Consider the following 21432-nt stretch of genomic DNA (forward strand, 5'->3'; position numbering starts at 1 on the left):
AAAAATCAGAAAAAATCGACTTGCGATTGCACGGCGGCCGCCGCCTTGCCGCTATGCACCTGGCGCTGCTCCATCGTGGTGTAGGTGCGTTCCAGCTCGGCCAGCCAGAGTTGCTTGTCCGGCAGGGTCTGGTTGCGGTCCAGCAGATCGGTGAGTTTGGCGATGTCGCGCTGGACGTGATCGAGAATCTGGCTGACCCGGTCCTGGAACTGCAGGTTGACCAGCACATCCTGCACTTCGTGCTCGACGGCGCGGCTTTCGGTTTCGAGCCGGCCGACCGTATCGCCGAGCTGAACGACCACCTGGTGGAAGCCGGCCAGCACTTCGCCGATCACCGATTTCGATTCGCCGATCATGCGGGCTTCTTCTTGCGACAGGTTGGAGGCGGACACCAGCGCGCCGTGGATGGTCTGGTTGATCGATTCGATCTTGCTGCTGATGCGTTTGCCGGTATCGCCGGACATATTGGATAGTTTTCTGACTTCGTCAGCGACGACGGCGAAACCCCGGCCGGCCTCGCCAGCGCGGGCGGCTTCGATGGCGGCATTGAGGGCCAGCAGATTGGTCTGGCCGGCGATTTGCGCCACATCGGTCGCCATCTGCTTCAGCTCTTCGTTGAATTTGCCCAGTCCTTCGAGCTCGTGCAGCAGCGTTTCGCGGGCGGCCAGCACTTGTTCCAGCGCGGTGACGATGCCGCCCAGCTGCGTCTCGGACGTATGGATCACCTGCAGCACATGGCTGCTCTCACCACCGGCTGCGAGCGCCACGGCGCTGCCCAGCCGCTGGTTGATGCCGGCAAAGCGCATAGCGAGGTTGTCGATGGCTTCGGTGGTCTGGCTGCGGGCCAGTTCGACATTGCGTTTCCACAGCGGCAGCACGCCGTGCATCAATACCGGCAGGTTGACGTGAGGTTCTTCCTTGGGGGCGACCTCGAATACGGGTTCCTGCTCCGTGCGGGCAGCGGCATTGCTGCCGGCCACGAACCACAGCGCAACGGCGACCACCAAACCCAGAATCAGGCCTTGCCACCACGTTGAAGCGAGCAGGGCAGCCAGTACCAGGTTGATGGTACTAATCAGAAGCAGTAACAAGCGGTTCGGTTTCACAAATCAAGGCCAGTAAAAGTTAAGCGGAAAGGGTTATTTGCTCGGAATGGGGCTTACTTTTTGAATAAACAAATCAGTAGGCAGATGCAAGCGTGAGCCCGGTTTTATTTTGTGCGGTTGCAATACCCAGTGGGCTGCGGAGCGTGTACCCATTTGGATTGCCGGCTAATTGCCGTATGCACTTCAATGGTGCATTCACGGTTTTTGTAAGCCTATATCAGAGTTGTCTGAAATTCCAAGTGCATATGAAGAATTTCTGACAGATCCGGGGCGAATCTGGATCGCTGAGAGCCGGTTTACGATCTTTTGAGAAGTCGCCTCAGTGAACAGATGCGGCGCAATGCCCTGCGGGGATTGCGCCCTACGAACGACTTGCTGAGGACGCAGTTGCCGTTTTTTGTTGTCACCATGGTGGCACTGGGGCTTTTCCTCCCCTTTCGCTCAGCGCCGAGGGAGTGTCGCGAGACCTTAGGCTCGCGACCGACCGAGGGTAGTCCGGAGGACCGCCCAGCGGGGGTCGCCTTTGGGGTGGAGGGGGCTTTGGCGAGACAAAGTCCCTTCCCCGGCCGCGGGACGGGCTCCCGCTGTAACGTCTTTACACTGCGCCGCAGGCGCATAACTTTGAAAGATCGTGAACAGTCACTTCTTGGGGCTGGCCTGTATAATTGCCGGTTTTGTATCGTATTTTTCGAGCCCAGCCCATGAGCACCGCCCTGGAACAACTAGCCAAGAGCTTTGAACCCGCCGCCATCGAAGCCGCCTGGTACCCGCGCTGGGAGAGCGCCAACTATTTCAGCCCGAGCATGGACATGAACGCGCCGTCGTTCTGCATCCAGCTGCCGCCGCCGAACGTCACCGGCACGCTGCACATGGGGCATGCGTTCAACCAGACCATCATGGATGGCCTGACCCGCTATCACCGCATGCGTGGCGACAACACGCTGTGGCTGCCCGGCACCGATCACGCAGGCATCGCGACGCAGATCGTCGTCGAGCGCCAGCTGGATGCGGCCGGCGTCAACCGCCACGCGCTGGGCCGCCCTGCCTTCATCGAGAAAGTGTGGGAATGGAAGCAGCAATCGGGCGACACCATCACCGGCCAGATGCGCCGCATGGGCGCCTCGGTGGATTGGGGCCGCGAATACTTCACGATGGACGACAAGATGTCGGGCTGCGTGAGCGAAGTGTTCGTCCGCCTGTATGAACAAGGCCTGATCTATCGCGGCAAGCGGCTGGTGAACTGGGACCCGGTGCTGGGCACGGCGGTCTCCGATCTGGAAGTGATCTCCGAAGAAGAAGATGGCCACCTGTGGCACATCCACTACCCGCTCAGCAGCGGTGAAGGCCAGTTGACCGTCGCCACTACCCGTCCGGAAACCTTGCTCGGCGACGTCGCCGTAATGGTGCACCCGGAAGACGAGCGCTACGCCCACCTGATCGGCCAGACCGTCAAACTGCCGCTGTGCGACCGCGAGATTCCGATCATTGCCGATGATTACGTCGACAAGGAATTCGGCACTGGCGTGGTCAAGGTTACGCCAGCCCACGATTTCAACGACTACGCCGTCGGCCATCGCCACAAGCTTGACCAAATCTCCATCCTGACGCTGGATGCCAAGATCAACGAGAACGCGCCGGCCAAGTATCAAGGGCTGGATCGTTTCGCAGCCCGCAAGCTGGTCGTCGCCGATCTGGAAGCGCTGGGTCTGCTGGCCGAGATCAAGAAACACAAACTGATGGTGCCGCGCGGCGACCGTACCGGTTCGGTGATCGAGCCGATGCTGACCGACCAGTGGTTCGTGGCGATGAGCAAGCCGGACGAAACCGGCAAGAGCATCACCGAGAAAGCGCTGGAAGTGTTTGAAACCGGCGAAGTGCAGTTCGTGCCGGGCGACTGGATCAACACCTACAACGCGTGGCTGAAGAACATTCAGGACTGGTGTATCTCGCGCCAGCTGTGGTGGGGCCACCAGATTCCGGCGTGGTACGACGCGGACGGCAAAGTCTACGTGGCGCGCACCGAAGCCGAAGCGCTCGCTCAATCTGGCGGCAAGCCGCTCACCCGCGATCACGACGTGCTGGATACCTGGTTCAGCTCGGCGCTGGTGCCGTTCTCCTCGCTCGGCTGGCCGAACGAGACCAATGAACTCAAGGCGTTCCTGCCATCCAGCGTGCTCGTGACGGGCTACGACATCATCTTCTTCTGGGTCGCCCGGATGGTGATGATGACCAAGCACTTCACCGGCAAGGTGCCGTTCAAGCACGTGTATATCCACGGCCTGGTGCGCGATGGCGAAGGGCAGAAGATGTCCAAGTCCGAAGGCAACGTGCTCGATCCGGTCGACCTGATCGACGGCATTGCGCTCGAGCCGCTGCTGGAAAAACGTACCACCGGCCTGCGCCGCCCGGAAAAGGCCCCGCAAGTCGCTGCCAAGACGCAGAAGGAGTTCCCGGACGGTATCCCGGCCTATGGCGTGGATGCACTGCGTTTCACCTTTGCCTCGCTGGCGTCGCTGGGCCGCTCGATCAACTTCGACCAGAAGCGCTGCGAGGGCTACCGCAACTTCTGCAACAAGCTGTGGAACGCCACCCGCTTCGTGCTGATGAATGTGGAAGGCAAGGATTGCGGCATGGAGCCGGGGGCCGAGCTGGAGTACGGCTTCGCGGATCGCTGGATCATCGGCAAGCTGCAAGAGGCCGAGAAGGCCGTCACGCTGGCGCTCGATACCTTCCGCTTCGACCTCGCCGCACACGCCATCTATGAGTTCGTCTGGAACGAGTATTGCGACTGGTATATCGAGCTGGCCAAGGTCTCGACCCAGCACGGCACGCCGGCGCAGCAACGCGCCACGCGCCTGACGCTGATCCGCGTGCTGGAAGTGATCCTGCGCCTCACCCATCCGATCATGCCGTTCATTACCGAAGAGTTGTGGCAAGTCGTTGCGCCGCTCGCCGGCAAGAAGAACACCGAGTCGCTGATGATCGCCGCGTGGCCGATTGCTGATGAATCGAAGATCGATGCCGCTGCCAATGCCGACGTGGAAACGCTGAAAGCCCTGGCATTCGCCGCACGTAATCTGCGTGGCGAAATGGGCCTGAGCCCGGCGCAGAAGGTGCCGATGTTCCTGGAGGGCGATGCCTCGCTAGCCAAGTTCTCCGCCTACCTCGTGCCGTTGGCGAAGCTGTCCGAAGTCAACCTCGTCGCCAAGCTGCCGGAAGACGATGCGCCGGTTGCGGTAGCCCCATCGGCCCGCATGATGCTCAAGGTCGAAGTCGACAAGGCGGCGGAATCGGCCCGCTTGACCAAGGAAATCGCCAAGACCGACGACGGTTTGCAGAAGGTGAAGGCCAAGCTGGAAAAGCCGGGCTACATCGACAAGGCCCCGGCGCATCTGGTCGAGAAGGATCGTGCGCAAGTGGCTGAGCTGGAAGACAAGCTGGGCAAATTGCAGGCGCAGCTCGACAAACTGCGTTGATGCTGATGTGCAGCTGATATGTAAAAAGGGCCGTCCCGAGGGATGGCCTTTTTTACGTCCGCTCGATCAAGTCCGGGTCGGGCAGGTTCCGCAGCCAGCACGCTTCACGCCGCTTGTGGGGCGGGTTGGCGGTGGAGGGTGAAAGCAATGCGTGCCGGTGCAAGCGCCTCGATCACCATCCGCCCGCAAGCGCGATGTTGTTCGCCAGGCTGCAGCACGAAGTCCTGATTGCTGTCATCGGTGATCCACAACAAGCCTTCGATTACGTCGATACCTGCTGCGTCACTCACGATGACCCGCCCGGCCGGCAGGGCTTGCATTGCTACCTGCAAATCATTCACCATCGAATTTACTGTCGAATTGTTCAACATGATTCACCTCTCCCTGCCGATGCGATAGCCGCGCTAACGCTATGGATGAATTGATTTTCGGCGTCATACAGGTGTTCCACAAACGATTCGTTTTCATTGGATTGGTGAATTGGACTCAACATTAAAAGCGCCCGGTCGCTTGCCGCCGCTGCCGGCCTTGCGTGCGTTTGAAGCGGCGGCGCGCCTGAGCAATATGGCGAGGGCGGCAGAAGAGCTGTTCGTCACGCCGGGGGCAGTCAGCCATCAGATCAAGGCGCTGGAAGAACAGCTGGGCTACGCGCTGTTCGTGCGCGAAGGGCGCGGTGTGCGCCTGACGGTGGAAGGGCGGCGTCTGGCGGTCAAGGTAAACGAGGCGCTGTGCGGCGTGAGTGCGGAGCTGGAAACGATTCGGCGTGAGCGGGAACGACCGCGCGTGGTGCTGACCAGCCTGCCCTCGTTTGCCGGCAAGTGGCTCACGCCGCGTTTGAGCCGTTTCATTGCGCGCTACCCGGATATCGAACTGTGGGTGCATGCCTCGAAAACACGCGAGGATCTCGCCGGGCAGGGCATCGATCTGGCGATCCGCGTCGGCTTCGGGCCGTGGCCGGGGCTGTATGCGCAACGCTTCATGGACGACGACTTTGTCGTGGTCGCGAGCCCGTTGTTGGCGGGTGGTTTGCAGCGACCAGGGGATCTGGCCGGCCGGAAGTTGCTGCGCTCGGATAACGAACCGTGGCGGCGCTGGTTCGATGCTGCCGGCCTCGCTGATTGGCCTGAGCCCCGGCAGGGCATCGTCTACAACGATTCGGCCTTGCTGGTGCAGGCCGCGGTCGAAGGGCAGGGCATTGCATTGGCGCGGCGCATGTTGATTCAGGATGAGCTGGCTGCCGGCACGCTGAAGCAATTGTTTGCCCTGACGGTGCCGATGGAGTGGCCGTATTGGCTGGTGACGGCCTCGCCACCACCGTACCGCCCGGCTTTGCAGGCGTTGATCGATTGGTTATGGGAGGAGGCTGGCGTGGATGAGCCGCCGCCGGTGGCCTAGGCCAATACTGGATATGTCGGTGTGTTGTGCCGCCTCAGCGGCCGCCACCATGACCGCCACCTTCACCATGCCCTTGACCGACCCCTTTGGCCCCGGATGAATGGCTGGCGCCGTGATCGCCGTCCTTGCCTGTGTGGCTGTGATGGCCGGATTTGCCCGCGTGGCCATGGTGACCGTGCTGATCATGATGACCGGCATGGCTAGCGTGGCTATGGGTGTGGAGCGCGCTCATCAGTCTGCCGAGCTTCACGCCCATCGAGTGGGCGATCTCGCCCCAACCCATCCCGCTTGAACGCTGGGTCAAGACCCCCTTCAGGCTCACCGGTTGCCCGGCTTTGTTGACGACGGAGCCGCCAACCAGCGCGGCATCGATTTGTGCCGGGCTTGGATTCCTGATGCCTTGCTGCCGGAGCGATTCACGCGCCAAAGCGAGCGCGATGGTGGTGTCGCCCGGGCTGAGCTTGCTGGCTGGGGTAAATGAGGTGGTCGTACCGGTACTGCTGGTGAGGGTGATCGAGCTGCCGCTCTCCAGTCCGGTGACCAAGGCCGTGGCATTGCTCTTGGAGCCGCTCCAGCTCGTGAAGAGGCTGACAGTGCGTGCGTTATCCGGCTGGGTGAGGGAGGTCGTGGCCGTATCGCTGTCTGCGGCGATGGCGGTCGGGCCGGCTGCCAGTGCACCCGCCATGATGAGCACCAATGACATATGCCGATTCATGATGGCTACCCCCAAACGCGTAAAGAACATCTTTATTAATCTACCCCGCTGAATGGGGGGCGGGGGTGATGTCCGTTACTTTCTCCGCTGCGTGGCTTTCTGCGGAGAATGGCGGATTGCTGACTATGCTGTAGTAGCTTAGCCGTGGACTACATAAGGAGTCGGACATGTCGTTGAAAATCAAAGCCTGGTGTCTTTCCGCGTTGGTCTTGCTCGCCTTGGTCGGCATCATGTTGATCGGCCTCTATACGATGAAAACAGGGGCCAATGAAGACAATAAGGCGCGCATCCAGCAATTGATGACCAGCGCTTATTCAACCATCGTGCAGCTCGAAAACCTGGCGGCAGCCGGCAAGCTGACCGATGAGCAAGCCAAGGCCATCGCCACGCAAATCCTGCGTGAGAACAAATTCCACAAATCCGAATATGTTTATGTGACCGACGAAAAGTTGGTCTTTGTCGCCACGCCGCTCGATCCGCAGCTGCATGGCACCAGCTTCAATGATTTCAAGGATGCCCAAGGCGGCAGCGTCGGGGCGATTGCCAAGGCGGCGCTGGATAAATCCGGTGGTGCCATGACGGAGTACTGGTGGAATTCGGCGCGGGACGGCAAGGTGGTTGATCTCTTGTCGGTAGCGATCCAGACGCCCAAATGGCACTGGATCGTCGGCGACGGCGTGAGCTTCGCCGAGGCGAATTCCCGCTTCTGGAGCAACGCGCGCTGGCAAGTCCTCATCTGTCTGGCGGTGGCGGGGCTGGTGGCCGTGGTGCTGCTGACCTCGGTCGGTAAGCTGCTGGCTGCCTTGGGCGGCGAGCCCGGCGAGGTGCTGGAACTGGTCCAAGGCGTTGCCGATGGCGATCTTTCCGCTCGGGCGACTCGCGCCGGTGCGCCACCACGCAGTATCTACGGATCGGTGGTGCAAATGCGCGATGCCTTGCGCGGGGTGATGAACCAGCTCTCCCAGGCGATCACATCCATGCACCGCACCTGCGACGAAATCGTCGGCAAGGCCGAAGGCAGCAACCGTCTGGTCGAAGCGCAAAGTCAGGCGGCGGGCCGGATTGCCCAGACCACCGACCAGTTCGTCGCGCAGACGCAAACGGCAGCCGAACAAGCGGATACCGCCCGCCAGCAAAGCGAAACCGCGACGGATATCTCTGCCAAGGGGCAGACGGTGATTTCATCCGCAGTATCCCGCCTGACCGAGACCGAGCAGGCTGTTGGCGATACGCAAGCCGGCATCGACGAGCTGGCACAACGGGTAGTGAGCATCTCGGCGGTGATCGCGGTGATTCGCGATGTGGCCGAGCAAACCAATTTGCTGGCGCTGAACGCGGCCATTGAAGCAGCACGCGCTGGCGAGCAAGGGCGCGGCTTCGCCGTGGTGGCCGATGAAGTGCGCAAGCTGGCCGAACGCACTAGCACGGCCACGAAGGAAATCGGCCAGACCATCAATAGCGTGCAAGACAGCAGTCAGAGCGCCAAGGCGCGCATGGACGACATGGTGCTGCAGCTGAAAGAAGCCATCCGCCAGGCCCGCGAAGGGGGCGAGGCCGTCAAGGCGATCCGGCAAGAGACTGAAGCGACAGCGCGGGTGGTCGAGGTGATCGGGCAGGCACTCAACGAACAGGTCGAATCAAGTCGGGCGATTCGCAATGACGTGGACGAGGTGGCGCAGTCCACATCCGGCACCCTGGCTGCGGCACAGGGGACGATGTCATCGGCTACGTCGATCAAGGCGGTGTCTGACCAACTGGCTGAGTTGGTGCGCCAGTTCAGACTTTGATCGCGCCTTGCATTGATCGCAGGGGGCATCCACTCAAACCGGGGCTTTTGCCCCGGTTTTTGTTTGTCGACGACTTGGTCAACGCACTGCCCGGCGCTTGTGATGCCGCATATCAGTTGACCTGAGCACACGTGAAAATTGCCGGGGATCATGTGTATGTCATCACTGTTAAACGGAGTGGCGTGGCGGCACCATGGCCCCATCGAATACAAGGAGCAACGCCATGTCTGACCCGAAACTTCACCCCATGATCCTGACTGCGGCCGGCGCAGTGATTCTTGCGAGCGGCGTCGGCATCGCCCACTGGATGGGCTGGGTTGGCAACACGTCGACCACAGCGGCCTCCCAACCGGTCGCCAGTGTCGTCGCCCTGGCGGCCACGCCGGAACCCACCGCGATTCCGACGCTTGCTCCAACCCAAGCCCCGAGCGCGGCTCCCTCACAGGCTCCGACGGTCGCGCCTACGCCGAAGTCCCACAAGTATCGTCCAACGACCCGCCCGGCAGTGCCGCCGGCGCAAGCCAAGCCCGGCGTGGTCGAGCCGGAGCCGACCAAGATCGTCTGCAGCAGCTGCGGTCGCGTGCTGAGCGTGCGCCAGGTTGAAAAAGCCGGTGGAGCAACGGGCGGTGGCGCGGTTGTCGGCGGTGTGGTCGGTGGCGTAGTGGGTCACCAGATCGGTAACGGCCGCGGCAACGACGTCGCCACGGTGCTCGGCGCGATCGGCGGGGCGATTGCCGGCCATCAGGTCGAAAAGCAAGTTCGCAAGACGCACGAGTATCTGGTCAGCGTGCGCTTTGACGACGGTAGCGAGCGCACCATCACCTATAAGGAACAGCCGGGCGTGTCTGCAGGCGACCGCGTGCGCTTGCGTGACGGTCAGCTGGTGCAGGAATGATCCCGGTCGCGTTCTGACGTGTTTTCTGAGCGACAAAAGCCCGGCAATGCCGGGCTTTTGTCGCGTAGCGGGTTAATGGAAATCCTGTCGGGCCAGCGGTTTGGCGCGCTCGATCAACGAGCTCATGATGGCGATCACGGTCTTGCGTGTTTCGCGGCTATCGACCCGTTCGAAATTCTCGTCCAGTGCTTCATACACGTCGCAAGCCAGATGGAACAGCAACGCCTGCTCCTGCTCGTTGGCCCGCGGCAAGTAGTAATTGATTTCGTCCACGATGTGGTCTGCCAGCTCGTCCGGGAACGTTGCTTTGGCAGTCAGGATGCGGTCCATCAGCCGCACGCCGATCACGCCGAGGGATAAGAGCTGTACCGCCATATCGTGCCTCCTGCGGGGGCGAGAGTGGCGCAGTGCGCCGGATTCAAAGGTGGTTGATTAATTGAATAATTCCACTCTAGCCCACGCCCCTGCACCGCCCATCGGCTTACCGGCCGTACCCGACGAACGCGTCAAGGCGCGGGCCTAGGGGATAGTCTGTAACGACAATTACTGATGCGATGGCTACATTGCGTTGCACCAACCTAGGCTCGGAGTGTTTTTGATATGTGTGGCATCGTCGGCGCGATTTCGGATCGTAATGTCCTCCCCATGTTGTTAGCGGGGCTCGCCCGGCTTGAATATCGCGGTTATGACTCCAGTGGTGTAGCGCTGGGCGGCGCAGGAGGCGATTTCCGCCGCATCCGCGTGGCCGGCCGCGTGGCCGAACTGACCGAACGTGCCGATGGCGCATCCGGTACCCGTGGCATTGCCCACACCCGCTGGGCGACGCACGGCGTGCCGTCCGAGGCTAATGCCCACCCCCATCTGGGCGGCGATAGCGTGATGGTCGTCCACAACGGCATCATCGAAAACCATCAACCACTGCGCGAGTCGCTGATTGCGCGTGGCTACACCTTCACCTCCGAAACCGATACCGAAGTCATCGCCCATCTGGTGCATGCCGAGCTGCAAAAAACCGGCGATCTGCTCGCTGCCGTGCGCGCCACATTGCCGCAATTGCATGGCGCTTATGCCATCGGCGTCATTGGTCGCGATGATCCCAACCGCCTGATTTGTGCCCGTCTTGGCAGTCCGCTGGTGCTGGGTCTTGGCTTTGGCGAGCAATATTTCGCCTCTGATATCGCCGCCTTGCTGCCGCTCACCCAACGCGTGATCTACCTGGAAGAAGGCGAACTGGCCGACGTGCGTCGCGATAGCGTGCAAGTCTTCTCCGCCGACGGCACGAAAGTCGAACGCACCGCCCGCACCATCGACGTGCAGCCTGACGCGGCCGAGCTGGGCCAATACCGGCACTACATGCAGAAGGAAATCTTCGAGCAGCCGACCGCCCTCACCAATACCCTGCAACGCGCGCTTGAACTCAACTGCGCACCGGAAGTGTTCGGCCCGACCGCTGGCGCTGTATTTCAGTCCACCCCGGCCATTCGCATCATTGCCTGTGGCTCCAGCTATCACGCCGGCTTGACGGCGCGTTACTGGATCGAAGAATGGACCGGCGTACCGGTCAGTGTCGAAATCGCCAGCGAGTATCGCTATCGCCAAAACATCGAGGCCGATGGCACGCTGGTCATCGCCATTTCGCAATCCGGCGAAACCGCTGATCTGCTAGCCGCCGTCCGCTCGGCACGTGAACGCGGCGCGATCAAGGTGCTGGCGCTGTGCAACGTGCCGCACTCCACGCTGACGCGCGAATCCGACCTCGTGTTTCTGACCCAGGCCGGCATCGAAATCGGCGTGGCGTCGACCAAAGCCTTCATCACCCAACTCGCCGCGCTCTATGTTTTTGGCGTTTCACTGGCCCGCGCCCGCGTCAGCCTGCCGGACGAGAAGCTGGAAGAGCTCATCGGCTGGCTGCCCAAGCTGCCGTTGCTGGCGCAGGAGGCGCTGGCACTGGAGCCGGAACTGGAAGCCTGGGCACACGAGCTATCCCACGACCACAACGCCCTGTTCCTCGGCCGTCATACCCTGTTCCCGATCGCACTGGAAGGCGCGCTCAAGCTCAAGGAAATCGCCTACATCCATGCGGAAGGCTATGCCGGTGGCGAGCTGAAACACGGTCCGCTAGCGCTGGTGGATGAAGAAATGCCGGTGATCGTCTGCGCTGGCAAAGAAGCGGTGCCGGACAAGCTCGCGTCCAACCTGCGCGAAGTGCAAGCCCGTGGCGGCCGGGTTTACCTGATCGCCGAACCGGGCTGCGAAGCACTGGCCGACGGCGTACACCGCGTTCTGACCTTGCCGCAATCCTCCGGCCCGCTGGCCGCGCTGACCCTGACGCTACCGCTGCAATTACTCGCCTATCACACAGCCTGCCGCAAGGGCACCGACGTGGACAAGCCGCGCAACCTCGCAAAATCCGTGACAGTCGAATAAGACGATCGGTTTGCAAGAGCATGATGTTCACGCTTGTTAAAGCCGTGAACAATCATCAGCTCCCCTGCCTTTCTCGCAGCGCGCTGCCAACATCGTCGCGCTGCGGGGAGAGCATCATTCAGTTCCATCGAAGAACCGAACCGTCAAACACGATTCGGTTTACCGGCTAACGCGGACCTGCTTGTAAGTCACTCGGCCATCGGGCTTTACACTGCGGATTACGTGGTTTCTAGCGCCACATAGCGGGCAGCGAAACAGCTCACCCTGTCCTTCGTTTTGGACGGTGACTTCTTCCAGCTTCCACCGTGCGCCGCAAGACTGATTGATACAGGTAAACATGAGTTGCTCCGCAACTTGGTTTCAAGAGAGCCGCGCAGCGTAGCATGCGACCGTCGACCGCATCTGATCCATCTACGCTCGACGCGTCCCTATTTGCGTGAATACCGGATAAACAGGCCATTGAATGAAGCACCGTTGACCACTGCCGTAGTCGGCGGCATTTGATAACCTGAAGCTATCAATCACTGATTGAAATGGTGAATCGCCGCTTGGTGCGCGAGATTGTGGTACTGCCAACGCATATTGAAAAAGGCGCTTCGATTGAGAAGCGCCTTTTTCAATATGTGGATGCCGGTTGTGCAATGTGAGCTAAAGCTTTATTTCAAAAGTGCGTGTCAAAAATGCATGTCAATTTTAAATATGATCCGTTGTTCACAAAGCTTGTTCGATCAATGGGTTGTTTTTTTATGTTTCTTGTGTCGGATTTGTTAATTCCATTTGACTTGGGTTTTTCAGATATCCAGTTCATCACGATGCCCGCTTCACGTTGTGGTCTTTGCACTGCCATTCACCCAAATCACTATTCTTTTTTTCATTGCCCATGTCGCCGAAAGGGGAGGTTGATTCTCGAATTGGGCATGCGTGAAGTTTGATTTTCCAGTGGGGCGCTGCTTTCTGGCATGGAAGGAGTCGGATGCCACTATTCAAATCATTCTTTGGGCATATCAATCTTTTTTCGTAGTTGGAATGAAAAATAGCATTCACATCGTTGTCATTTGAGAGTGCAATGATTTCACTCGTCGAACGTATCCGAGTCTTGATGATTTGAATCGTTGCTGATTGCCCAATCATAGCGTGCAAGAAATTCTTATTCAGGAGGCATTATGCAGGCTACAGCCCTGATCCCCATGTTGGGCGTTCTATTGGCGGCGGTATTTTTGTCGGGATGTAATCAAAGTGATTCTTCCGCCAATTCGGCCAGTGCGGTTAGCGCGGCTAACCCGGTCATTGCCTGCGGCGTATCGGCGACGGTGAAAAAGAGCTGCCCGCCAAGCCCGGCACCGGCATCCGGCAGTGCGGCCATTCAGCACTAAGCACGGCTGATTCCCGTACCTGCCGGTGCGGCATTGATCGTCTGACAATCGCATTTCAAATCGATGAGAAGCTTCCCATGGCGACCAAAGATCGTAGAGATTTCCTGAAAATGTTCGCAAGCACGGCCGGTGCTGCCGCTGCGATGACCTTGATCCCGGAGTCGATCCGCAAGGCATTGGCGATCGAAGCCAATTCCGTCACCGGCACGATCAACGATGTGCAGCACATCGTGGTCTTCATGCAAGAGAACCGCTCTTTTGACCATTATCTGGGCCATCTGAAGGGCGTGCGCGGCTACAACGACCGTTTTCCGGTCACGCTGCCCAACGGGTTGCCGGTCTGGTTTCAGCCACGTAAAGAGGATCAGACGCAAACGGTGCTGCCGTTCCGGTACGACACGACCAATCCCAACGTCAACGCGCAGTGCGTCGGGGGCTTGCCCCATAACTGGGCGACTTCGCATGCCGCGATCAACAACGGCAAGAATGACCAATGGGCGGTCCAGAAATCCAATCTGACGATGGGTTACCACACCCGGGACGACATCCCGTTCCACTACGCCCTGGCCGATGCCTTCACGGTGTGCGACCACTATTTCTGTTCCATCCCCGGCCAGACGCATCCGAATCGCATGTACTTGATGACCGGAATGATCGATCCGACCGGTGCCGGTGGCGGGCCACTGCTCGACAACACGGACTATGTCGACAACCAGTTCGACAAGCAGCAGATGGCGCCATTTACCTGGACGACGTATCCGGAGCGCCTGGAAGCGGCCGGCATTTCCTGGCAGATCTATCAGCAGGGCACCAATTTCGACAATTACACCGGCAATTACGGCACGAACGTGCTCGCCAACTTCGCGAACTTCGTCAATGCGCCGGCCGGGTCGTCATTGCAGCAAAAGGCCATGACGACGCGCACGATTCAGCAGCTCAAGACGGATGTGATGGCCAATGCGCTGCCACAAGTCTCGTGGCTGTTGCCGCCGGCCGCTTATTCGGAACATCCCAAATTCACGCCGCTGTATGGCGCTGAATACATTGCCGGCATTCTGGACGCGCTTACCGCGAACCCAGACGTCTGGAGCAAGACCGTGCTCTTCATCATGTATGACGAGAACGACGGGTTTTTCGATCATGTGGTTCCACCGCAGGCACCGACCTTGCCGGGAAGCGGGCAGAGCACCGTGAGCATCGATGCGGAACGCCACAGCCTGATCAATCAATTTCAGACCGGCAGCTTTACCGTAGACAACCTGCCGTACGGGATGGGGCCGCGCGTGCCGATGACCGTGGTATCGCCGTGGTCCAAGGGCGGTTTTGTCTGCTCGCAGGTATTCGATCACACGTCCGTGCTGCAATTCATCGAGAAGCGATTCGGCGTCATCGAACCGAACATCAGCCCGTGGCGGCGGGCGGTATCCGGTGATCTGACGGCGGCCTTCAATTTCGCCTCTCCCGATGCAACCGTGCCGGCTTTGCCGAATACGCAAGGCTATATCGCCGCTGCCGATGCGCAGTGCCTGCGGGCAGCTCCCGTGACCGCCCCGGCGATCGGTGCTGCGCAAACGGTACTGGCGCAAGAATCTGGCGTTCGCCATGCGCGGGCGCTGCCTTATGAATTGCACGTCAATGGCCAATTCAATCCGGCGTTGGCCAGCTATTCGATCACCTTTGCCAATTCCGGCCGGCAAGGGGCGCATTTTTGGGTGTATTCGAATGATCCAACGGTCAGCCCACGCCGCTATACGGTCGAAGCCGGCAAGCAACTGACCGATACATGGGCGCTGGATACCACCGGCCATTACCAATTGAGCGTGTACGGCCCCAATGGTTTTTTCCGGCGATTTGCCGGCGATTCAAGCGCTGACTTCAGTAAGGGCCCGGAAATCATCACTTGCTACGACGTCGGGAATGGCAATTTGTATCTGACCTTGATCAACGCCAGCACGAAGCCATTGACGTTCACCGTGGCGGATCAAGCCTATGGGCAAGGTTCGCGCCAATACACCATTCCGGTGGGTGGCACGCAGGAAGACTATTGGGATTTGTCTTGCGCGGCGTGCTGGTATGACTTGCTGGTGACAGTCAGTACGCTCGGCGGATTTCAACGCCGCTTGGCCGGGCATGTCGAGAACGGGCTAGCCAGCACCAGCGACCCGGCTGCGGTCGCACCTGTATTGACGGCGGTATGAACGACCTACCATCCGCCGCGAATAATGTCTGCTTGGGCGAATAAGCAGGTTGCTACCAAGGGTGTTCTTGCCGTTAATGCATGCTGTGTGAATACATCAAAGGCTCCGTAATCCGGGGCCTTTGATGTTGTTGGCTTCTATTCCTCATTGCGTGGACAAACATGAACGTTGAAACCCATACCCCGGCATCGCTCTTCAAGCCCATCGGCCCGTATAGCCACATCGCCAAGGCTGGCCCGTTCATCAATGTCTCCGGCACGCCCGGCGTTGATCCGGCCACTGGCCAGATGGCCGGGCCGGATGCGTATTCCCAGTCGCGGCAAATTCTGTTGAACATGCGCGCCATGCTGGAATCGGTCGGCGCGACGCTGGAAAACGTCCTGCACGTGCATGTGTTCCTCAAGCACGTCGACGATTTCGCCGAGATGAACCGGGCCTATGCAGAGGCGTTCGGCGATCACCTGCCGGCTCGCACCGTGATTTGCGTTGCTGACCTACCCAAACGCGATGCCTTGCTTACGATGAATCTGAATGCGGTTATGAGTGAAGTTGGCTAGGTCGCTCAGACGCACTCACGCAACGGGGTAGGAACTCAGCAATCGCTGTACGAACGCAGCGGTTTTTGGCGTATCTGCCCATTTGGTGCGATACCAGCTGCGGTGGATCAGGAAATTATCGAGCGTCGTCGTGCCGGTTCCATCCACCAGACTGGCCAGCTCAGCCCGAAACGCAGCGGGGTCGCGCCGACCCGCACCGCCGCGCCGGCCGTTGTTATAGAAAGCAACAACGGCGGCCAGCACTTGCTGGCGTTCTTCCTTGATGGCCCCCGTCTTGTCGAGCTGAATGAATGCCTCGATCTGATTCACCGTATGTTCGGCCCACAGGATGCGCCTTCCCTGCAGCGTTGAGCTCTCCACATAAGTGTCCGCGCCGTCGTAGGCGGCCATTCTGATCTGGATCGCCTCGCCGGCGAACGTATGCAGCACCTTCGTATAAGGCACCTTGGATTTGTACAAGCCGGGGTGATTCCGTCCCAGTTTGGGCACTTGCACCCGGTTCGTAATCAGGTCGATGGTCGTGCGTCCATCCTTGGTCGCCACGATGGATTCGGTTCTTCCCACCAGATCGACATAAATGCCGCCGTCGGCCAGCTTCTTGTGCAACTTGGCCGCCGGGGAGCTGTGTGCGCCGCCGTCGGGTGTGCGGGCGAACAGGCACGAGATCATGTTGATCTGCGTGGCCGCGCTTTCCGCCTTGCTGGTGGCGCGATCGCGCAAGGCAAACGCCAGCATGGCCGCGAGATCGTCCACGGTCTGCTTGATTTTTTCCGTGTCGTCGGTGATGAAGTCAATTCCCACGCCGCCATGCCCGGAGATATAAATCTTCACCCGCTCAGCCCGATCGGCCGGCACCTTGCCGTGTAGCACCGCCTTCAGTGGCCCGTCGTCGAAATACAGCTCCTCGTAGCCGTTGTCCTTGTGCTTGGTCTGCATGCGCTCCTGAAACTGCGATAGCACGTTGGGCAGCATGTTGCGCCAGGTGATGAGGATGGTTTTGCTCACGGCGAGGCCTTTGGTTCGGATATGACAAATGAGGTCCGACTAAGCATGGGCAAGGATTTTGGAAAAGTCAGCTTCAAAATCCTGGCACAGAGGGTTATTTCCCGCTTCGAGCATGATCTCGCTCCGAGTACCGGCCATCATTGCGAAGGCCTTGCCCGTTGCGGCTTGCGCCGCGTCTCAGCGGGCGCACCGTTGCGCAAGCTTGATATTGGTCAAGCTGCCGCAGCACCACTCCGCCTACAGTCCACGGTTCGCCATCGATGACCGAGGACCGCCATGTTGCTGCATCGCCTGAATGACTCCCGCTTGAATGAAAACAACCTGCCTGCCTTGCGCATCCGCAACCGAACCTTGCTGCCGATTGTGCAGGGCGGCATGGGGATCGGGATTTCCGCGCATCGACTGGCCGGGGCCGTGGCGGCATGCGGCGCGGTGGGCACCATCGCCAGCGTCGATCTGCGTCACCACCATCCCGATCTGCTCGAACGCAGCAAGCACCTCCGCGATGCAAAAGCGATCGATGCGCTGAATCTGCAAGCGCTGGATCGCGAAGTGAAGCAGGCGCTGGCGATTGCAGATGGCCGCGGCATGGTGGCGGTGAATGTGATGAAGGCAGTGGATGCGCACGCCGAATACGTCCGACAAGCGTGTGAGAGCGGCGCGCACGCCATCGTGATGGGGGCGGGGCTGCCGCTTGATCTGCCTGAGCTGACTGCCGATTACCCGCACGTGGCACGCATTCCGATCTTGTCCGACGCACGTGGCATCGCGGTCGTGCTGAAGAAATGGTTGCGCAAGCAGGTGCTGCCGGATGCCATCGTGATTGAGCACCCACGCTTTGCCGGCGGCCATCTGGGTTCGGCCAAGATCGAGGAAATTGGCGACCCGCGTTTCCATTTCGAAACCGTGTTGCCTGCCGTGTTCACGTTGTTTCGCGAATTGGGGCTGGAGCAGGAACGTATTCCGCTGATTTGCGCCGGTGGCATCCATCGGCCGGAACAGGTTCGCGAACTGATCCAGCTCGGCGCGGCCGGGGTGCAATTGGGTACGGCGTTTGCCGTCACCGAAGAGTGCGATGCCCACGCCGACTTCAAGAAAGTGCTGGCCGACGCCACGCCGGACGAGATCGTCGATTTCATGAGCGTGGCTGGTTTGCCGGCACGTGCCGTAGCCACGCCTTGGCTCAAGAACTATCTGCGACGGGAAGAGAAACTGCAAAGCGTTGCCAAGTGCGATCGCAACCGCTGCACCCAGGCGCTGCATTGCCTCACCGCTTGCGGACTGCGGGATGGCTTGGTGAAGGCTGGCCAGTTCTGCATCGATACCCAACTGGCAGCGGCGCTACGCGGCGAGGTCAAGAAAGGGCTGTTCTTTCGGGGTAGCGCGCCGTTGCCGTTCGGCAAGGCCATCCGCCCGGTGAGGGAACTGATCGAGTACTTGCTGGGTGGACTCGTCCCGGTAATGCGATAGCAATGGTGGCAGCGCTGCTGCGTTGCCACTTGTCGCGCCGCTCGTAACAGCGATGTTGCCTCCATGCCTTATGACGTATAAATTGTTTATACCGTTTATATCGTTTTACATGAAGGAGTCGTCAATGAGTGCCGAGAAAACTGTAGTGACCAAGTCCCCCGCCGCCCCGGCTGCCGTGGCTAAACCGGCTGCTACGCCGGCAAAGGCCACCCCGGCCACCCCGGCCAAGCCGACTGCCAAACCCGCAGCTGTCGCCAAGCCTGTACCTGCGGCGAAGGCGGCGGTTGCTGCGCCAGCCAAGCCTGCTGTGAAGCCGGCAGCCAAACCGGTCGCCAAACCTGTTCCCAAATCAGCTCCCAAGCCCGCACCGGCGGCGAAGGCGACTGCCCAGGTCAAGCCAGCCAAAGCAGTGGTGAAGGCGTCCCCGGCAGCCGCGCCCAAGGCCGATGCTAAAGCGGGCAAAGCCGGCAAGGACAAGAGCGCTGGCAAAAAGCCAAAGTTGGTGCGCGATAGCTTCACCTTCCCGGAGCAAGACTATGCGCTGCTGGCCGCGTTGAAGGGCCGCGTCATCAAGTCAGGCAAGGAAGTGAAGAAGAGCGAACTGGTACGCGCCGGCCTCGCCGTGCTGGCTGCCCTGTCGGACGATGCGCTGCTGAAGGCGGTTTCCAGCTTGGAAAAGCTGAAAACCGGTCGCCCGGCCAAGGAATGATGTTGGCCGCATCGGTGCAATCAGGCTGACCCGGCGTCCGACGGCTGCGGAACGCGATTGCTGCGGTTGAGGTGGCCGGTCCGCAATGAACTGCGATGGAAGATCGACCAAGAAAAAAGCCGCTCAACGATGAGCGGCTTTTTTCGTCGGGGAAGAGTGCTTCAAGTCCACTCGGTGATCTTGTTGCCTTGTTTATCGGTAAAGCTGCCGACCAGGATCATGATGAAATCGATCAGGGCCCAGATGCCCAAACCACCCAGCGTCACCAATTGCAGAACACCGGTGCCGATCTTGCCGACATAGAAGCGGTGCACGCCAAAGCCGCCGAGGAAGAAGCACAGCAGCGCCACGGTCAGAATGCGTTTGTCGCTCATCATGGCCTCACTTGATCAGACGGATATTGAACGGCAGGCGATAGGCAATGCCCTTGCTGGCGTTCACGGCACCGAGAATGCAGAACACCAGATGCAGGATGCCGACCGCGGCCATCACGAGGAAGCCGATGATCAGGAAGGCTGTCACCACGCCGATGATGTAACCAATGGCGGCAGTGATCGACCAGTTCAGCGCTTCCTTGGCTTGATCGGTGACGAATTCGTCATCCTTTTTGACCAGGAACACGACCAGCGGCGGAATGAAGCCGAAGATCAGGGTGCCGATCCAGAGCAATACGGCAAAGGTGTGGGAATCGTTGGTGGCCTTGCTGGCCGTGGCGGGTGCGTTGCTGCTTGCAGCCGGCTCGTCGTTTTGAATTTCGCTCATCTTGGTATCCCCGTAAGTGATGGTGCGTTGTATGTGCTACGCATCTTAGACGTCGTGGAAATAAAGAGCCAAATTGACGTCAAATTTAATGTTTAAAACGCAAAAACCGGCCATTGTGCCGATGCCGCTCCCTTAAGAAAATTGTCCCCTCTCCCACTTGTGGGAGAGGGCTAGGGAGAGGGTGCTTGCAAGGGCATTGCTCTTGGCTCGGCCCTCTCCCCCGGCCCCTCTCCCACAAGTGGGAGAGGGGAGTGCTTAAGTGATCGGCATTGGCACAACGGCCGGTTTTTCTGGTGGGTCGACGACGTTGATCAGCGCGTCAGCGTGCCGGTCGGCGTGATCATGGTCAGGTCGATGAAGTTACTGCCCAGGCGGTTGTTCTCATCGAAGGAGATGATGAAGCCGCCCAAGTCGTAATGCTTCATGCTCGTCAGTGCCTTGTAGACACCCGCACGGGTCGGGTTCTTGCCGGCGCGCTTGATGGCATCGACGGTCAGCTTGGCCGAGAGATAGCCCTGCAGCACCGAATAACTCAGGTTTTCACCCGAACGCAGCACCTGCTCGGCATCCTGCTGGAAATCGCGGATGAAGCGCACCTGGATGTTGTTCGGATACGGGAACACCTGCGACAGACCCAAGCCGTGGGCGTACTGCTTGCCGATGGTCTGGATCACTTCCTCGTACTGGATCGGCGAGAGGCCATACAGCTGGGAGGTGCCGCCTGCGGTCTTGAATGCCTTGATGAAGTTGGCGGCCGGCTTGGAAATGGCGACCAGTACCACGGCTTCCGGATTGAGCTTGGCCATCTGTTGTGCGGCCTTGCTGGTATCGCCGGTATTACGGTCATACCAGGCTTCGCCAGCCAGCTTGAGGTGGCGTTTCTCCAGCGCTGCCTTCAATGCCGCCACGCCGGATTCGCCGTAGCCATCCTGCTGGGCGACGACAGCGATCTTGGACACGCCCAGATTGTCAGCCAGCAGTTTGACGATGCGATCGATCTCTTGCTTGTAACCGGCGCGCAGGTGAAAGACGTAGGGATCGCCAGGAATCTGCACCGATTCAGCACCCGAGGTCGTACCGACCAGCGCGATGCCGGCTTTATCCAGCACCTTGGAATTCATCACTTCCAGCGTGTCGCTGGTGCCGTAATAGGCGACCAGTGCAATCGCGTTTTTCTTGTCGATCAGCTCTTGTGTGTTGGCCACCGCGCGTTTCGGATCGTTGGCATCATCGAGCACCTGGTGATCGATCTGCTCGCCGAAGATGCCGCCCGCTGCGTTGATGCGGCCAAAATAAAGCGAAGCGCCCAGCGCGAGTGCTTTGCCGGTGGCGGCGGCGATGCCGGTGGTCGGGACAGACTGACCGATGACGATATCGGCCTGGGCCGCGGCGACGGTCAAACTCAGACAGGCAATGAGGGAGCGCAGCACGATGGTTTCCTCGAATATTTATTTATAGTCTTGTTAGCCGTTTGTCATCACGGCGCTTCGAGGCATCTTAAATGAGCCGGTGCTGACAATACAAATTGGTCCGCAGGGAGTGCGCATTGCGACATCA

Annotated in this window: 18 protein-coding genes; 9 read left to right on the forward strand and 9 right to left on the reverse strand. The window is 59.8% G+C overall.

All coding sequences use genetic code 11. The features are described 5' to 3' along the window. Window positions 1-5: 5 nt before the first annotated feature. Window positions 6-1091: a methyl-accepting chemotaxis protein gene (locus BR41_RS25450; protein WP_444541691.1), complete on the reverse strand. Its 1086-nt coding sequence runs from the start codon at window positions 1089-1091 to the stop codon at window positions 6-8. 716 nt (window positions 1092-1807) lie between these two features. Here BR41_RS25450 and BR41_RS16915 point away from each other — a divergent pair. Continuing rightward, window positions 1808-4582, forward strand: a complete 2775-nt coding sequence (locus BR41_RS16915) for a valine--tRNA ligase (RefSeq protein WP_035059369.1) — start codon at window positions 1808-1810, stop codon at window positions 4580-4582. Between the two features lie 104 nt (window positions 4583-4686). Here BR41_RS16915 and BR41_RS16920 read toward each other — a convergent pair whose 3' ends face one another. Next, window positions 4687-4953, reverse strand: a complete 267-nt coding sequence (locus BR41_RS16920) for a hypothetical protein (RefSeq protein WP_156970765.1) — start codon at window positions 4951-4953, stop codon at window positions 4687-4689. A gap of 109 nt (window positions 4954-5062) precedes the next feature. Between BR41_RS16920 and gcvA the strand changes: the two genes are divergently transcribed. After that, window positions 5063-5977 (forward strand): transcriptional regulator GcvA, encoded by a 915-nt coding sequence (gene gcvA / locus BR41_RS16925; protein ID WP_169741324.1) that lies wholly within the window; start codon window positions 5063-5065, stop codon window positions 5975-5977. A gap of 34 nt (window positions 5978-6011) precedes the next feature. Here gcvA and BR41_RS16930 read toward each other — a convergent pair whose 3' ends face one another. After that, on the reverse strand, window positions 6012-6680 hold the full coding sequence (locus BR41_RS16930; protein ID WP_051711222.1) for a hypothetical protein: 669 nt from the start codon (window positions 6678-6680) through the stop codon (window positions 6012-6014). Window positions 6681-6859: 179 nt separating this feature from the next. Here BR41_RS16930 and BR41_RS16935 point away from each other — a divergent pair, with 179 nt between their 5' ends. Both BR41_RS16935 and BR41_RS16940 read left to right on the forward strand, forming a co-directional pair. After that, window positions 6860-8479: a methyl-accepting chemotaxis protein gene (locus BR41_RS16935; RefSeq protein WP_035059373.1), complete on the forward strand. Its 1620-nt coding sequence runs from the start codon at window positions 6860-6862 to the stop codon at window positions 8477-8479. 223 nt (window positions 8480-8702) lie between these two features. Beyond that, window positions 8703-9374 (forward strand): outer membrane lipoprotein, encoded by a 672-nt coding sequence (locus BR41_RS16940; RefSeq protein ID WP_035059375.1) that lies wholly within the window; start codon window positions 8703-8705, stop codon window positions 9372-9374. Window positions 9375-9446: 72 nt separating this feature from the next. On the opposite strand, the gene BR41_RS16945 is transcribed toward BR41_RS16940, so the two are convergent. Continuing rightward, a complete protein-coding gene (locus tag BR41_RS16945; RefSeq protein WP_035059377.1) occupies window positions 9447-9749 on the reverse strand; it encodes a hypothetical protein in 303 nt (100 codons plus the stop codon). Window positions 9750-9974: 225 nt separating this feature from the next. Between BR41_RS16945 and glmS the strand changes: the two genes are divergently transcribed. Beyond that, window positions 9975-11801 (forward strand): glutamine--fructose-6-phosphate transaminase (isomerizing), encoded by a 1827-nt coding sequence (glmS, locus tag BR41_RS16950; protein WP_035059379.1) that lies wholly within the window; start codon window positions 9975-9977, stop codon window positions 11799-11801. A 1231-nt stretch (window positions 11802-13032) separates the two neighbouring features. Here the strand turns inward: glmS and BR41_RS25455 are convergent. Beyond that, window positions 13033-13164: a hypothetical protein gene (locus BR41_RS25455; protein ID WP_281174016.1), complete on the reverse strand. Its 132-nt coding sequence runs from the start codon at window positions 13162-13164 to the stop codon at window positions 13033-13035. An 87-nt stretch (window positions 13165-13251) separates the two neighbouring features. Here BR41_RS25455 and BR41_RS16955 point away from each other — a divergent pair, with 87 nt between their 5' ends. Next, a complete protein-coding gene (locus BR41_RS16955; RefSeq protein ID WP_035059381.1) occupies window positions 13252-15372 on the forward strand; it encodes a phosphocholine-specific phospholipase C in 2121 nt (706 codons plus the stop codon). Between the two features lie 161 nt (window positions 15373-15533). Beyond that, window positions 15534-15929, forward strand: coding sequence for a RidA family protein (locus tag BR41_RS16960; protein ID WP_084187329.1), 396 nt, complete (start codon window positions 15534-15536; stop codon window positions 15927-15929). A 15-nt stretch (window positions 15930-15944) separates the two neighbouring features. Here BR41_RS16960 and BR41_RS16965 read toward each other — a convergent pair whose 3' ends face one another. After that, complete coding sequence (locus BR41_RS16965) at window positions 15945-16934, reverse strand: hypothetical protein (protein ID WP_035059383.1); 990 nt, start codon at window positions 16932-16934, stop codon at window positions 15945-15947. 276 nt (window positions 16935-17210) lie between these two features. Between BR41_RS16965 and BR41_RS16970 the strand changes: the two genes are divergently transcribed. Beyond that, entirely contained in the window at window positions 17211-18404 is a 1194-nt protein-coding gene (locus BR41_RS16970) for an NAD(P)H-dependent flavin oxidoreductase (RefSeq protein ID WP_051711226.1), read from the forward strand. Between the two features lie 124 nt (window positions 18405-18528). Next, window positions 18529-19113: a hypothetical protein gene (locus BR41_RS16975; protein ID WP_051711228.1), complete on the forward strand. Its 585-nt coding sequence runs from the start codon at window positions 18529-18531 to the stop codon at window positions 19111-19113. Between the two features lie 161 nt (window positions 19114-19274). On the opposite strand, the gene BR41_RS16980 is transcribed toward BR41_RS16975, so the two are convergent. From BR41_RS16980 to BR41_RS16990, 3 genes are all read right to left on the reverse strand, one after another. Then, window positions 19275-19487, reverse strand: coding sequence for a TM2 domain-containing protein (locus BR41_RS16980; protein WP_035059454.1), 213 nt, complete (start codon window positions 19485-19487; stop codon window positions 19275-19277). A 7-nt stretch (window positions 19488-19494) separates the two neighbouring features. Continuing rightward, the gene (locus BR41_RS16985; RefSeq protein WP_035059385.1) at window positions 19495-19875 is read right to left on the reverse strand and encodes a DUF4870 domain-containing protein; all 381 of its coding nucleotides are present in this window, start codon (window positions 19873-19875) and stop codon (window positions 19495-19497) included. A 311-nt stretch (window positions 19876-20186) separates the two neighbouring features. After that, window positions 20187-21305, reverse strand: a complete 1119-nt coding sequence (locus tag BR41_RS16990; protein ID WP_051711230.1) for an ABC transporter substrate-binding protein — start codon at window positions 21303-21305, stop codon at window positions 20187-20189. Between the last annotated feature and the right edge of the window lie 127 nt (window positions 21306-21432).

The organism is Andreprevotia chitinilytica DSM 18519 (assembly GCF_000711875.1).
In the GTDB taxonomy this organism is placed as follows: Bacteria; Pseudomonadota; Gammaproteobacteria; order Burkholderiales; family Chitinibacteraceae; genus Andreprevotia; species Andreprevotia chitinilytica.